This is a genomic window from Faecalibacterium hattorii, from assembly GCF_003287455.1.
Classification (GTDB): Bacteria; Bacillota; Clostridia; order Oscillospirales; family Ruminococcaceae; genus Faecalibacterium; species Faecalibacterium hattorii.
Genome location: NZ_PRLC01000013.1, coordinates 1 through 14,372, shown reverse-complemented (window position 1 = coordinate 14,372; position 14,372 = coordinate 1). Strand labels below are relative to the sequence as shown.

General features: G+C 50.8%; 15 protein-coding genes and 1 tRNA gene. 9 read left to right on the top strand and 7 right to left on the bottom strand.

Annotated elements, in window-relative coordinates; translation table 11 throughout:
* Positions 1 to 4: 4 nt before the first annotated feature.
* The 4 genes from C4N23_RS09630 to C4N23_RS09615 all read left to right on the top strand — a co-directional run bounded on the left by C4N23_RS09630 (position 5) and on the right by C4N23_RS09615 (position 3,952).
* Positions 5 to 1,297 (top strand): virulence-associated E family protein, encoded by a 1,293-nt coding sequence (locus tag C4N23_RS09630; protein WP_112145776.1) that lies wholly within the window; start codon positions 5 to 7, stop codon positions 1,295 to 1,297.
* A 212-nt stretch (positions 1,298 to 1,509) separates the two neighbouring features.
* Entirely contained in the window at positions 1,510 to 1,824 is a 315-nt protein-coding gene (locus C4N23_RS09625) for a helix-turn-helix domain-containing protein (RefSeq protein ID WP_087231334.1), read from the top strand.
* A 12-nt stretch (positions 1,825 to 1,836) separates the two neighbouring features.
* Positions 1,837 to 3,234 carry a site-specific integrase gene (locus C4N23_RS09620; protein WP_112145650.1) on the top strand — a complete coding sequence of 466 codons (1,398 nt, stop codon included), beginning with the start codon at positions 1,837 to 1,839 and terminating at the stop codon, positions 3,232 to 3,234.
* A 469-nt stretch (positions 3,235 to 3,703) separates the two neighbouring features.
* Positions 3,704 to 3,952 (top strand): DUF6061 family protein, encoded by a 249-nt coding sequence (locus C4N23_RS09615; RefSeq protein WP_112145648.1) that lies wholly within the window; start codon positions 3,704 to 3,706, stop codon positions 3,950 to 3,952.
* Between the two features lie 19 nt (positions 3,953 to 3,971).
* Here C4N23_RS09615 and C4N23_RS09610 read toward each other — a convergent pair whose 3' ends face one another.
* The 6 genes from C4N23_RS09610 to C4N23_RS09590 all read right to left on the bottom strand — a co-directional run bounded on the left by C4N23_RS09610 (position 3,972) and on the right by C4N23_RS09590 (position 8,296).
* Complete coding sequence (locus C4N23_RS09610) at positions 3,972 to 4,310, bottom strand: hypothetical protein (protein WP_015538141.1); 339 nt, start codon at positions 4,308 to 4,310, stop codon at positions 3,972 to 3,974.
* A 408-nt stretch (positions 4,311 to 4,718) separates the two neighbouring features.
* Positions 4,719 to 5,159 carry a hypothetical protein gene (locus C4N23_RS13820; RefSeq protein ID WP_005929376.1) on the bottom strand — a complete coding sequence of 147 codons (441 nt, stop codon included), beginning with the start codon at positions 5,157 to 5,159 and terminating at the stop codon, positions 4,719 to 4,721.
* A 438-nt stretch (positions 5,160 to 5,597) separates the two neighbouring features.
* Positions 5,598 to 6,008, bottom strand: coding sequence for a hypothetical protein (locus tag C4N23_RS09605; RefSeq protein ID WP_015564578.1), 411 nt, complete (start codon positions 6,006 to 6,008; stop codon positions 5,598 to 5,600).
* 188 nt (positions 6,009 to 6,196) lie between these two features.
* The gene (locus tag C4N23_RS09600) at positions 6,197 to 6,586 is read right to left on the bottom strand and encodes a hypothetical protein (protein WP_005923150.1); all 390 of its coding nucleotides are present in this window, start codon (positions 6,584 to 6,586) and stop codon (positions 6,197 to 6,199) included.
* Between the two features lie 230 nt (positions 6,587 to 6,816).
* Entirely contained in the window at positions 6,817 to 7,482 is a 666-nt protein-coding gene (locus C4N23_RS09595; RefSeq protein WP_112145646.1) for a sigma-70 family RNA polymerase sigma factor, read from the bottom strand.
* Entirely contained in the window at positions 7,466 to 8,296 is an 831-nt protein-coding gene (locus C4N23_RS09590) for a helix-turn-helix domain-containing protein (RefSeq protein WP_112145644.1), read from the bottom strand. Before C4N23_RS09590 ends, C4N23_RS09595 begins: the two co-directional genes overlap by 17 nt.
* A 254-nt stretch (positions 8,297 to 8,550) precedes the next feature.
* On the opposite strand from C4N23_RS09590, the gene C4N23_RS09585 reads away from it, so the two are divergent.
* The 5 genes from C4N23_RS09585 to C4N23_RS09560 all read left to right on the top strand — a co-directional run bounded on the left by C4N23_RS09585 (position 8,551) and on the right by C4N23_RS09560 (position 14,130).
* A complete protein-coding gene (locus C4N23_RS09585; protein WP_425349589.1) occupies positions 8,551 to 9,246 on the top strand; it encodes a CHC2 zinc finger domain-containing protein in 696 nt (231 codons plus the stop codon).
* 73 nt (positions 9,247 to 9,319) lie between these two features.
* A complete protein-coding gene (locus C4N23_RS09580) occupies positions 9,320 to 10,636 on the top strand; it encodes a DNA primase family protein (RefSeq protein WP_112145641.1) in 1,317 nt (438 codons plus the stop codon).
* 466 nt (positions 10,637 to 11,102) lie between these two features.
* Positions 11,103 to 12,368 carry a plasmid recombination protein gene (locus tag C4N23_RS09570; RefSeq protein ID WP_112145639.1) on the top strand — a complete coding sequence of 422 codons (1,266 nt, stop codon included), beginning with the start codon at positions 11,103 to 11,105 and terminating at the stop codon, positions 12,366 to 12,368.
* Between the two features lie 42 nt (positions 12,369 to 12,410).
* The gene (locus C4N23_RS09565; RefSeq protein ID WP_097783233.1) at positions 12,411 to 12,725 is read left to right on the top strand and encodes a helix-turn-helix domain-containing protein; all 315 of its coding nucleotides are present in this window, start codon (positions 12,411 to 12,413) and stop codon (positions 12,723 to 12,725) included.
* Positions 12,726 to 12,741: 16 nt separating this feature from the next.
* Complete coding sequence (locus tag C4N23_RS09560) at positions 12,742 to 14,130, top strand: site-specific integrase (protein WP_112145636.1); 1,389 nt, start codon at positions 12,742 to 12,744, stop codon at positions 14,128 to 14,130.
* 162 nt (positions 14,131 to 14,292) lie between these two features.
* Here the strand turns inward: C4N23_RS09560 and C4N23_RS09550 are convergent.
* Positions 14,293 to 14,368 (bottom strand) — tRNA-Lys (locus C4N23_RS09550).
* Positions 14,369 to 14,372: the final 4 nt, after the last annotated feature.

Sequence of the window (14,372 nt, the reverse complement as noted above, 5' to 3'; positions counted from 1 at the left end):
AGAAATGCTGACCAAGCACTCCAATGGCGAAATTCAGCGGACGATTCAGAACTGTATCACGATTTTGCAGAACGACCATGTGCTTGCCGATGCCATCCGGCTGAACTTGTTGAGTGAGCGCATCGACATTGTGAAGACCGTAGGCTGGCCCCGCTCCGGCAAGCCCCTGAACGACACCGACATGAAGTATATCCTGCGGAGAATGGAGAAATACGGTATTTCCAGCGAGAAGAAGATCGAATCCGCCATCCGCATCGTTGCCAACGAGAATCGCTACCACCCCATCCGGGATTATCTAAACAGTCTGAAATGGGATGGGACTGAACGGATTCCCCATGTCCTGCATCATTTTCTCGGTGCTGCGGAGGACGAGTACACTTGCGAAGCCATGAAGATTTTCTTGCTGGGAGCCATTAAGCGCGTGTTCCAGCCGGGATGCAAATTTGAAACCATGCTCTGTCTGGTGGGCGGGCAAGGTGCAGGAAAGTCCACCTTCTTCCGGCTGCTGGCGGTCAAGGACGAATGGTTCTCGGACGACCTGCGGCGGTTGGACGATGACAACGTATATCGCAAGCTGCAGGGGCACTGGATCATTGAAATGTCGGAGATGATCGCCACCGCCAATGCCAAGAGCATCGAGGAGATCAAAAGTTTTCTCAGTAAACAGAAGGAGACCTATAAAGTCCCCTATGAGACCCATCCTGCCGACCGTCTGCGCCAGTGTATTTTTGCTGGCACGACCAATCGGCAGGATTTTTTGCCCCGTGACCGTACAGGCAACCGCCGCTTCATCCCCGTCCCGGTGGATGCGGAACTGGCTGAGACCCACATTTTGGACAACGAGGAGGAATCTCGCGCCTATATCGACCAGCTCTGGGCAGAAGCCATGACGATTTACAACAGCGGTAATTACAAGCTGGCGTTCAGCCCTGCCATGCAGGAAACGTTGCAAGCCCATCAACAGGACTTCATGCAGGAGGACGCGCAGGCGGGCATGATCTATGCCTTTCTGGAGGACTACACGGGTGACCGGGTGTGTTCCAAGCAGCTCTATGCGGAGGCACTGGGCAACACCAACATCCCGGCAGAGTGGGAGACCCGCGCTATCTGCGAGATCATGAACACAGGAATTTCGCGCGGCGATATCCAAGGCTGGCAGGCGCACAAGATCGCCAAGCGTTACCCGAAGTACGGCGTTCAGAAAGGCTGGGAGCGCGTAACCAGCCCCGAAACCGGGGCTGAAGATTTCTCCGAAATAACGGATGCGGAAGCCCAGCAGCTGGGCTTTCCCTTCTGACGAGCAGCGGTCACACGTCTGGTTACAGATTCGGTTACACCTCAGTTACGGCGCAAAAGCCGCATGACCGCTGCGTTTTCCTCTTTCTGTAACCATGTAACCTTAAAAGAATAAGAAAAAGTATAAAGTGCATCGGACAGCCTGTGTGCAGAAAAAGAGAGTTTTCCTGCCCGGTTACAGGCGTTCGGTTACAAGGAATTGGAGGTCTGCCTATGAATATGAATCGGCCTGACATGACCGAAACTGTGAAATCCGAAAATTATACGAATAAGTTCTTGCAAAAGGACTCGAACCCGGTTACAATGAAAGCGTCTAAATCCCCTGCCATTGAATCTTCTGACCAGACCAAAGCAGCCAAGCACGAACCTCTTGTTTACCGGGTGGAGGAAATCGCCCAGCTTTTGGCGATTTCTCCTCGCGCTGCGTACAACCTGTGCAACACCACGAAGGATTTTCGGGTGCTGCGCATCGGCACCAGTATCCGGGTAAACAAGCAGAGCTTCGACAACTGGTTTGCGGCGGTCTGAGGGAGGTAATCTATGGCATCTATTATGAAGCGCGGAGATTCCTACTCCGTCCGTTACAAGTACAAAGACCATTCCGGCAAACCCTGCGAGGGATGGGAAAGTTTTAAGACCAAGAAGGAGGCGCAGGAGCGAAAGATCACGGTCGAAAAGGAATTGCTGGACGGCACATTCCTCGTCCCCGACACCATGACGGTGGAGGAAATGCTGTACAAGTGGATCCCGATCCAGTCCACAAAGCACAAGTGGTCCCCCAAGACCTACACTCAGTCCGTAGCGATGGTGCAGAACCTTATCGTGCCGTATATCGGGAAACGGAAGGTACAGGAGCTGCGCACCTACGACATTGAGAAGTTCTATGCCACCCTTGCCAAGACCCCCTGCGGGCAATATGTGCACGGTGTGAAGCAGGACCTGTCCAAGAAGCAGAAGAAGCGGCTGCTGTCCAGCACCTCTATTCACGAAGTCCACACCCTGCTGAAAACCGCCTTTTCCTATGCGGTGGAATGGGACTTGATCCACAAGATTCCCCTGCCCCGTGATGCCCCCAAGGTCAATATCGAGGAACGCACCATCTGGGACGAGAAAACCATGCTGGCAGCCTTGCAGACCATCGAAAACCCCGCCCTGCATCTGGCGGTGCACATGAGCATGATCCTTTCGCTCCGTGAGGGCGAAATTCTCGGCTTGCAGCCGAGTGATCTGAATTTCGATGCCGCCGATGGGCGTGGCACCATCTCAGTCAGCAAGACCATGCAGCGAGCCAACAAGGACGCTTTGGAAAAGCTCGACCCCAATCAGATCTACCACACCTTCCCGGACAGGCGTGAGGGCAGCAAGTCCTCTCTCATCCTGAAAAAGCCTAAGACCAAGAAGTCCAACCGTGTCCTGTATATGACCAAACCTCTGAAAGAGGAACTTCAAGCATGGCTTGAAAAGCTCAAACAGAACGAGCAGAACGCCCCGGAAAAGTACAGCAATTGCGGGCAGCTGTTCCGGCTCCCGGATGGTCTGCCCATCGCGCCGGAGTTGCTGACAAAATGGTACCGCCTGTGGAGAGCCGAGCATCCAGAGTTTGAGCAGATCGTGTTCCACGGTCTGCGGCACTCCAGTGCCACCTACCAGCTCTTGCAGTCGGATGGTGACTTCAAGTCGGTGCAGGGCAACACAGGCCATGCTACCGCATCTGTCCTGATGGACACCTATGCCCACACGCAGGACAAGCCCCGGTTGGAGCTGACCGAGAAGATCGAAGCAAACTTCTACTCCCAAGACCTGACCTCGGCAGCATCCCAGCCCCGGCAAAACGAAAAGCCGGCGGCAACAAAAATCTCCGGTAGGGAGATCCTTGAAGCCATCCGGCTGATGGACGCAGACGAACGCAGAGAATTGACGAGAGCCTTGTTCGCCTAACTTCTCTTCTTTTTATGCAAAGGAAAGCAGGCTGTGCAAACCTTGCGCAGAAAAGCCCCCGATTCGGGCAAATGTGCAAACGGTGTGCAGAAAGTGTGCAGCCGCTTTCTTACATAAAGAAAGAACGCCAAATCTTACGATTTAGCGTTCAAAATCTGGTGCACCTCCAGGGACTCGAACCCTGGGCCCACTGATTAAGAGAGCAAGCCGCCGGTTCGTCTCAATTTATGGAAGTTTCGAGCCATCGTTATTTTTAATCAAATCAACGTGATTTTTCACCCAGCAATTTCTGCACCCTTTGTCGGATTTTGCAGCGAAAAGCACCCTCTGCACGTTTTGAAACCGTGCAAAATCCGTGCAGAAACCGTGCACTTACTCTCTGACAAACAAAATCGCCCTATTCCCTACCGGCTTGACGGCATTGGTTTGAGTGACCGCACATCAAAATCAAGTCTAGGAGGATATTACTATGATGAAACTGCTTTCCTGTCGCTTTAACATGGACACCAACCGGGTAGAAGCCCGATTTGAGGATGGCACCACCCTTGCCATTGACTGCATCGCCATTGAGGACGAATACGGCAGCACCCCGGCACAGCGGGCAGAACTGGACTGGCTGCTCTACAATAAGCCCTTGGAGTACGCCCAGCTTGTACTGGGTGGGGAGCTTGAACATTACCTCTCACTTGGCTGCGACCATGGCAGACTGGAAGATTGACCTTTAATGAAAAATAGGATTACTGCAATCGAATACTGTATATCGTATCAAACTGATAGGGGTCAGATAACAAAACCTTTCCATTGGAAACTACCACAATATTTTCGCCTTCTTCAATTTGCGATAGCTGAATATTTCCTTTTAAGTATTCCGAAGCTCCCTGAATGAGATAGTAATCATTTGTACCGTACAGTTGATTGGGAGCGGTTGCATAGATAGAATTATCGCTTAAATCCACCTTTGTTACAGTAAGTTCCGATTTTGTCCTCTCCCACGGATGCAACAGGAAACCGCCTATAAGAATTGCTAGGGCCAAAGCTATACCAAAAGCAGTCAATTTCTTACTTGATTTCGTCATTTTAAGCACCTCTTCATCATAGCTCCATTTGAATTTTCTGAACGTCACATTTTTTCCGAACGATTGCAGCTATAAGAATCACATCAATGGTATCATGATTATTGGCTTCTCTGTTTGAATAACGAATTTTAAGCCTGCTTTATTCATCTGTCCACAATTCTTTTCAAAATCGTATAGCTGCACATAAATTTCCAGAAAACTTGTAGCACAATCACAATTTTTCTTTTCACTCAGATAAACCACCACGGCAGTTCCAGCCACAGGTTATCCATATCCCCCACCGGCTTGACGGCATTGGTTTGAGTGACCGAACATCAAAATCAAGTCATGGAGGCTCGCATATTGAGCAATCCATTTTCTTTCCACTGCATCATAGGGATAACCGGAATTCCCCAGCATCTCTTTTATTCATGATTTTTCTACTGAAATCCGGATTCCAAATCCTCCCTCTGAGTATGCAATGCTTATCCATGTTTCATCTTTTCTTAGCAAAACGCCTGTCGAAACGCTTTCTGAAGCCGATGCCTCTTCAGCGTATCCTAAGGTTTTCAATTGGTCAATATATTTTTGTATTTCTTCTTCAGAGATATTATTATAAAAGATTGCATAATACCCAGCATTAGAACCATCCAATATATATTCTATCGTTCCACTTTCCGGCTCACAAATAAGCCTAGTGTATTCATTATCCGGCCAAACTGAAGTATAAATACATTTTACATCAGACGGATTGGTTCCTCCATGTGTAGCAAATTTTCCCTGACCTGAAAAACGAATGCAAAGAAAGACCAATATCAAAACTATAAAGGCAACCGCCATACTGCTAAAAAATTCCAATTTCTTATTCATTTGGCTTGCTCCTTAATTCAAACGTACAAAGCCACGATTCTTTTCTTTCGACTCTAAAGAATCGTGGCTTTTATACCCATTATCTAATGCTTTTATTACGGAATCGTGATGTCGTAGGAAATGGAGAACTGGCCACCGTTTGCCAAAGCATTCAATTTGTTTTCAAGGAAATTATCTGCATTGGAATCACCTCCATCACGGTTTCCATTTTAGATGTTGATAATAGCAAAGCACAAATAGAAAAAATCCACAATATTGTAGCAAGACGGAGAAAAAATGTCACCAAAACGGTGTAAGCGCAAAGCAGGGATTGGTTCTTGATCTCTGTTGTGAGAGTTCACAAACGTCCGGGGTGCTGTTGCCGGAAGGATGCTTTCTTCAATTTTCTTCCAGAATTCTCTGCAAATAGCGGGCTGTTTATGCTTCTTGAGAATCCATCTAGTGAATACCGACACCCTCCATGATCTTTTCTATCCAATTTGTGGAAGAATCATTTTTCTCACTAAATGACCCCAAATAATGTGACGAACTCTCAACCTCTATTATTACACCATCCGGCATTCTGTATTTTTCTAAACTGAGATTCAAACCTTTAAGTGGGATTGTTCTAGCCAGTTGAGGGATAGAAACTGTATGGAGAATATCAATTTTTGATAAACCTCTATACGTTTCTGTCTTTTCGGCTTCACTTAGCAACCGTTCTGCATACTGATTTGAAATAACCTGTATGCGAAATTGTTCTTTTTCATCCTCGGTCATCTCAAGTGGAACGCCGTGCAATGTGTCCACAATATAGGACGAAATTTTAGCGAAGTGCTCGTCAAAATCAGTGGTATCTTCGTTGGTCATATTTCTGTTCTACCCTCATTATAAGCTTTCCGGTCTGCTTAAAGTTACAGCTTTCAGCGTAAAGCTTCCGTAGTTTTTAATGCTAAACGATAGTTATCGAACTTTTCCACAGCTTTTGCAAAATCGTCGAGAAAAAGTTCTGTATCTTTTTCATTCGTACCACTTTACCCCATTATTAGAATTGAAAATTAGTAGCCCTTTGATATAAATAAGTAAACGATGAATCCACCCCACAAAACAACTTCAGCAATTATCAAACACTTCAAGTGTTGCTGCAATTTTTCGGGGTCAATTTCGCCTTTTTTCAGAAAATCATAAATTGAATTTCGCAATTTATCTATGTCTTCCTGCTTGATTTCCAGTTTCAAATAAAAATTTTTCCCGAAAAGGAGCTGGTGCATCCCATAATATATTGAAAGCAATATTAAAAATGAAGTAATACTTACAAGCGCTGGCTGGGTCCAGCTTATTGTCATACCTTCTACCGATGTAAGATTTCTATAAAAAACAATATCACTTAAACCAGCTACAAACAACAGAAAATTCCAAACCAAAAATGTATATAAAGTTTTCTTCATTTTCTATACCTTCTTTCACTACTGCCCACATTGCTGGAAATATCAAACGCCTACTTTATTTTTATGCCCTCATTTTTTACAAATCATCAAACCTTCCCGCCTTGCTTTTTTGTTTAGATAACGAAATTTAAGCCTGATTTATTTCGTTTGTCCACAAAATTTTTCAAAATCGTATAGCTGCACATAAATTTCCAGAAAACTTGTAGCACAATCACGATTTTTCTTTTCATTCAATCAAACCACCACGGCAGTTCCAGCCACAGGTTATCCATGGCCTGTTCCTCGGTCTTTTTGGCGCGGCCTTTCGTCAGGTGAAAGTATATCGCCGTGCCGATCAAAGGATGTTTCTTGCCATCAGTAAAGCCATAGCGGTACAGCAGATAGGTCTGCTCCCGTTGGGTCAGCCGTTTCAGGCCATCGTACAGTTCCCGGCGCGATTCCTGCTCTTCCATAATGCTCTGCGGCTGCATAGCATAGGGGTCGGCTATGGCTTCGATGCGCCGCAGCTGCTCTTCTCCCGGCAGAACATCGTCCAGCGAAACGCGCTGGTAGCAGACGCCGTCCTTGTCCTCCGTTACCATCCGCTGTTCAAAAGCGGCAAAGGCATCCCGTACCATGTCCATCATGGCGTTGCGGATGGCAGGAGCCGCGTAGGTCAGGAACTTCATGCCGCGCGCTGCTTCGAACTTTGGCACAGCCTTCCACAAGCCCAGATTGCCCGCCTGTTTCAAATCGTCCGTGTCAAGGTTCAGGCCGGACTGTGCCAGATTCATGCTGCGGAAGAGGTCGTTTGCCGCCTTGCCAATAAAGGACTTGTTGTTTTCGATCAGGCTGTCCAGTGCGGCGGCGTCCCCTTTCTGCGCCAGCGCACAAAGCCGTTCATTCGTCTGCTTCATGGGCGTTTTCCTGCTCTGCGGCAGACTGCAAGATTCCCAGCAGACCGTTCCGCAGCTGTTCCAGTGCTTCCGGCGTAGCTCCCTCCATGCCCGAAACGCTACCCAACATTGCGTCTGTCAGCTGCTCTGCCGTAATCGTTGGGTGCTGCACATCCTGCCCTTTGGTTAATTCGGTGAACATCTTCTCTGCCACTTTCTTGCTCATGGCTTCCTGTTTGGCGTAATGGCTCCCGATACCCTTTTTGATCTCCTTGACCGCTGCCATGAAATACATCTCAATGTCATCAAGGTCGCCTTGGTACACAGGCTTTCTCCGAAGGCTGATGTCCTTTGCAGCCTTGGCTGCTTCCGGGGTCTTGACCTTTGTGCGCAGAAGGGTACTCAATGTCGTGAGCATAGCGTTCTGTGCTGCGATGCCGGATGCAAAGGTATCATCAAAATACTGCGCTATGCGGTACGTAAGCTCTGCAAACCGGGCGTTTTCCAGCAGCAGGTTGACCACCTCTGCATTGATGCGCCCTGTGTAGAGGTTCTTTGCGGCTTCTACGGACAAGCCCAGTTCGGCAATGTCGTAATTTTTGCGGTCGGGGATGTTGGTTTCTCCCAGCAGAAAATCCGTGGACACGTTGAACAGCCTTGCAATCCTCAGCACCTGCTCATGGGTCAGGGTTCCTTTCGCACCGCTGATGAAGCGGCTGATGGTGCTCTTGGAGCAGCCGATCTCCTTGGCAAGCTCTGGTTGGCTGATGTTGTGTTCTTTCATCAAGTCCGCAAGACGGATGTTGGATGGTGCGGGCAGATATTCCTGTGCCATGTGGTCGGCCCTCCTTTTTGAGCTTTTTCCTCATTATAATACGCTCTGCCGTTTTGTTCAATATACGGTTTCCCCTCTGCCCTTGCTGTTGCAAATCTGCAACCAGTAAGGGCTTTTTTCTTTTTCCGTTGCAGTTCTGCCGCTTTTTCGCCTTTCCTGCAAAATTTTCCGTATATTCAGGCAGGAAGCAAAAAACACCAGAGTTCCCACGCTAGGGACTCTGGTGCAACGCACGAAACAAAGGAGAAATGCCCTTGAGCCTGTATCAAACTGTCAAGTCCGCCATCACCGTTCGGCAGGTGGGAGAGATGTACGGCATGGGACCCGACCGCCATGGCATGGTGTGCTGTCCGTTCCATTCTGACAGCGACCCCAGCATGAAGCTGAACGACACCTATTATTACTGCTTTGGCTGCGGGGCCAATGGAGATGCCATCGACCTCACCGCCAAGCTGTTCGACCTGAACCCCCGGCAAGCCGCCGAGAAGCTGATAAATGACTTCGCGTTTGCGAAGCAATGCAGTCCCCAGTGGGGACTGCAAGTGACAGAGCGGTCTTGCGTCAGCAAGATGGAGGGGCCTCGCCCCGACAAGCTCTGGCTTAACCCGGACAAGCCGCCCGCCAATGCCATCGCCCTGCCGCCGCCCAAGCGTGGCCTGACGGACGAGCAGTGGGCAGACATCGCCTACTGTCTGCGGGTGCTGACCGACTATCTCGACCTGCTGCACGACTGGCGAGAGTGTTACAAGCCTACTAGCCCGGAAGAACCGCTGGACGAGCGGTTCGTGGAAGCCTTCCACATGACCGAGACCGTCGAGCACCTGACGGACTGCGTTGCATTTGGGACGCCCCAGCAGAAGGCCGATGCCGCTGCACGGCTGCTGTCCGGGTCGTACCTGCTGATGCTGGAAGAGCGCACCGACCGCCTTGCTCTGGCGAAGTGCGCCTGATAATTTATTCACCTGAAGTGGTAGGTCTCACCGTGAGACCCGCCACTTCACTTTTCTAAAGGAGAACCACCCTATGAAGAAAAACATTTCCCGCAACCCCTTATGGCCGGACTGGTACAACGGCAAGAAGATCGATGAAGTCCAGTTTGGCCGCGCCTTTCTGGAACAGCGGCCGCTGAAATGCGTCAACGGTACGCTGTACACGCTGGACGGTCCGGTGGAGGACGAAAGCGAGATCAAGCAGCAGATTTTGGAAAACATCGAGGAATATGTCACCTCCGGCCTGTCCAAAAAGGTCACCAACATTCTGGAGACCATCAAGCTGCTGGCCTTTTCCGACCCGTTCCCCATCGAGCAAGACTGCATCCACCTCCAGAACGGCGTGTACCATCTGCCGGACGGCTCTTTTCAGGAGAGCCGCCTGTTCTGCCAGAACCGCCTGCCTGTGAGGTATGACCCCAAAGCCGCCACCCCTGACCGCTGGCTAACTTTCCTGCACGAGTTGCTGGACGATGCCGACATCCCCACCTTGCAGGAGTATCTGGGCTACTGCCTCATCCCCAGCACCAAGGGGCAGAAGATGATGCTCATTGTCGGCAAGGGCGGCGAGGGCAAGTCCCGCATCGGGCTGGTGCTCAAGCGACTCATGGGAGATGCCGCCAGCAACGGCAGCGTCCAGAAAGTGGAAAACAACCGCTTTGCCCGTGCCGATCTGGAACGCCGCCTGCTGATGATCGACGATGACATGGACATGAACGCCCTGCCCAAGACCAATTATATCAAGACCATCGTGACCGCCGAAGCCAAGCTGGACTTGGAGCGCAAGGGTGTCCAGAGCTACCAGCGGGATATTTACGCCCGGTTCCTCTGCTTTGGCAACGGTGCGCTGACCTCACTGTACGACCATTCGGATGGCTTCTTTCGCCGCCAGCTCATCCTGACCACCAAGGACAAGCCTGCCGACCGCACGGATGACCCTTTCCTCGTGGAGAAGATGTGCGCCGAGTTGGAAGGCATCCTGCTGTGGTGTCTGGAAGGGCTGCACCGGCTGGTGCAGAACAACTTCCGTTTCACGGTCAGCGAACGTGCCGCTGCCAACGTGGACACCATCAAGCGCAGCAGCAACAATGTCATTGACTTCATGGAATCCGAGGGCTACTTCCGCTTTAAGGCAGACTACTCCATCAGTTCCAAAGATTTCTATGAAATCTACAAACTGTGGTGCGAAGATAACGCCTGTCACAGCGTATCGGCGATCCGTTTCAGCGCAGAACTGCGCCAGAATGACCGTCGCTACAACCTTGAAGCCACCAACAACATCTACCTGCCCGGTGGTCGCAGGGTGCGAGGATTCGTGGGCATCGAGCCGCTTGTCCACCCCTGTCCGTAAAAAGTGCATTTTTTCACGGAAGAAGTTCGTACAACCTGTACGGTCTGTACTTGTACGCACCTGTACGGCAAATCGGGATAAATTAATGCGTGTTATCGTTTATATTTCGGGTTTCCGTACACCGTACGAACCGTACAGGTTATTTGAAGTCCGTACGCAATTTTTTCAGATGCGTACGGAGCAATCAAGTTCGCATTGTGCGAACTTGTCGGGGCGAGGCCCCTCCATCTTGCTGGCGCAAGACCGTTCGGTCACTTAAAAGCCCCACTGGGGCTTTCATTGCTTCGCAAACGTGAACTTGATTAGCTCTCCCGCAGGAGACGTTCCCCCTCGGAGAGTCCTCGAAGAGCCCACTACACTTTGCAGCCCATAGGGATGAAAGTGTTATAGTGGGTTATTACACTTCCGGGGAAGTGCATCCCCGTCCCCGTCACCTTCCTCTGAACCCCGAAAGGAGGGATGCCCTTTGGCAAGAAACGATAGCGTTGACCGCACCAGTGTCCGAAATCTCGCCGTTTCGGACAAGGCCGTTGGCAACACCCAGCAGCACAATGAGCGTGAAAAGGACAGCTATCGGAACCCCGACATTATCCCCCAGCGCACCTCATGGAACGTCCACTTCAAAAAGCCAACCGCCAGCTACACCGACCTATTCGCCCAACTGGAAGCCGCCGAAACCATCTCCACGCGCGGCTTGAAGCCGGATGCTACCCACTACTGTGAACTTGTCTTTGATGTCAACTCGGCCTATTTTGACAATCACGGTGGCTACGAGTTCGCCAAGCAGTTCTATGCGGATGCCTACAAAGCTGCTGTGCAAATCGTGGGTGGTGAGCAGTATATCCTCTCGGCTGTCATGCACGCCGATGAGATCAACCGTGCCATGACCGAAGCACTGGGCCGGGAGGTCTACCACTACCATCTCCACGTGGTCTATGTACCTGTGGTGGAAAAGCAGATCCTCTGGTCGAAACGCTGCAAGGACAAGGCACTGGTCGGCACCGTCAAGGAGACCGTCATGCAGGTCAGCCGAAGCAAGAAGTGGGCTTCCAAGCCCCTGCTGGACGATGCTGGAAAGCCTATCCTGCAAAAGAACGGCAAGCCAGTCCTGAAGAAGTCGTACAGCATCTTGCAGGACAACTTCTTCAATTTTATGCGCGCTGCCGGGTACACCGATATAGAGCGCGGCGAACGTGGCAGCACCGAAGAACACCTGACCGTCACACAGTTCAAAGTTCAACGGGAGCAGGAACGGCTGGACAGCCTGACCGCCCAGATTGACCAGAAAGAGCAGCACCTCACCCAAACCAACAAAACCCTCTCCAAGACCGAAAAGGAACTTGCCGCTGTGCAGAAAAAGGCCACGCTCACAAAAGAAGCCCTCATTCATGCGCGTGATCTGGACTATATCGGCAAGCGCACCTTTCTCGGCAACTACTCGCTGACCGAAGAAGAATTTTCCAAACTGAAAAAACAGGCTGACCACGGCTATATGATGGACGTGGAGAACCGCCGCCTGAAAGAAGAACTTTCCACCGCCAAGAAGGAAGCCATTCATTGGAGCAACAAGTACCACGACCTGTGGTACGATGTAAAGCCCTATCTGGATGCTCTCCACCGTGCTCCTGAACTGGTGCGTGGCTTTCTGGAAAAGATTCTTGCCCCCAAGCAGGAGCACACCATGAATGTGCCGCAGCAAAACCGTAAGCGTGGGCAAGATGTAGAACTTTAAGCTGAATTTTTAGATGATATGACAATATAAGGAGCAATGCTTATGGATTTTGACCGTAATTCTATGACCGTCCCTGTGCAATCTTCCGATTATACGAAAAAGTTCTTGCAAAAGGACTCGAATCCCACTACAATGGAAGTGGTCACTCAAACCAATGCCGTCAAGTCTCCGACTGACAGCCCGGCAACCACGAAACTGGTGTACACGGTGGAAGAGATCGCACGAATGCTGGCCATCAGCCTGCGCTCTGCTTACAACCTGTGCAACAGCACCACCGAATTCCGTGTCCTGCGGGTAGGCGGAAGCATCCGTGTACCGAAAGACAGTTTCGATGCGTGGCTCTACCGAGCAGCTTGATAAGGAGGCAAACAGTATGGCATATATTACGAAGCGCGGCAACTCTTACAGCGTCCGATACACCTACGAAGATGAACACGGCAAGAGCTGCGACAAATGGGAAAGTTTTCCCACAAAAGAGGAGGCAACGAACCGAAAGAAGCAAATCGAGCATGAACTGGCAGCTGGCACATTCCTGATTCCGTCCTCGGTGACGGTGGCAGAGTTCCTCATGGATTGGCTGCCCAAGCAGTGCAGCAAGCACAAGTGGGCACCCAAAACCTACGAATCCAACCTTTCCACCATCCAGAACCTGATTATCCCCTATATCGGCAGCATGGAGATGCAGAAACTCAAGCCCTACCACATGGAGAACCTCTACACGACCCTGAGTAAAACACCCTGCGGTTCGTATATCGAGGGAAAGAAGCAGGAACTGACCGAAAAGCAGAAGCAGCGGTTTCTTTCTGGCACAACCATCCATGAGGTTCATCGGCTGCTGGGTACAGCGTTCCAGTATGCCGTGGAGTGGGGTATCCTGATCAAAAGTCCTGTTCCTGTGGACAGCCCCAAGAAGTCCACGCAGGAGCGTACCATCTGGACGGTAGAGGAAATGCGGGCAGCACTGGACAGCATGGAGGACCCCATCCTGCATCTGGCAGTCCATCTCACGCTGGTAGGCGCACTGCGAGAGGGCGAAATCGTAGGTCTGACCCCGGAAGATATTGACTTTGACGCAGCGGATGGCATCGGAACGTTCCGTATCAACAAGTCCATGCAGCGGGTGCGAAAAGAAGCACTGAACCAAGTAGACGATGGCTGTATCATTAAGGTATTCCCGGACAAGCTGGAGCGCAGCACCACTTCTCTCATCCTGAAAAGCACCAAAACGGCGTCCTCCTGCCGCACCATCTTTATGACCTCTGCACTGAAAGAGGAATTGAAGAAGTGGCTGAGTCAGCTGGCGGCAGACGAGATGAAAGACCCGACACGCTACCGTGACAGCGGAATGCTGTTCCGTCTGCCCAACGGTCTGGCTGTGGAGCCTGTACTGATCCGCAAGAAGTTCCTCAAATGGCAGGATGCACACCCGGAGTTCCCTCGTATCGTGTTTCACGGTCTGCGTCATTCCAGTGCGACCTATCAGCTGATGATCTCCGGCGGCGATGTGAAAGCTGTTCAGGGAACTACTGGACACGCTACGGCAGATATGCTGGTAAACACCTACGCCCATATCCAGCAGTCCTCTCGTGTAGAACTGGGCAAGAAGTTTGAGGAAGGGTTCTACGCCAAACAGGAAACCCCCAGCCCGCAGGCTGTGCCCACCGAAGGCGAACCGACCATCTCTATGACCGCTTTGCTGGAACTTCTGAAGAACGCAGACCCCGAAGTAAAGGCGCAGCTCCGTCTGGCTCTGCTGACCTGATGCAGAATCCGACACACATTTTCAAGCAATTTCGCCCCTTGCAAAATCTGCTGGCGAAAATCACGACCGTGCAAAAGCCGTGCATTGACCGTGCAATCCCCGATTTTTCGGGGTTACATAACAAAAAAGAACGCCAAATCTTACGATTTGACGTTCAATATCTGGTGCACCTCCAGGGACTCGAACCCTGGGCCCACTGATTAAGAGTCAGTTGCTCTACCAACTGAGCTAGAGGTGCATAT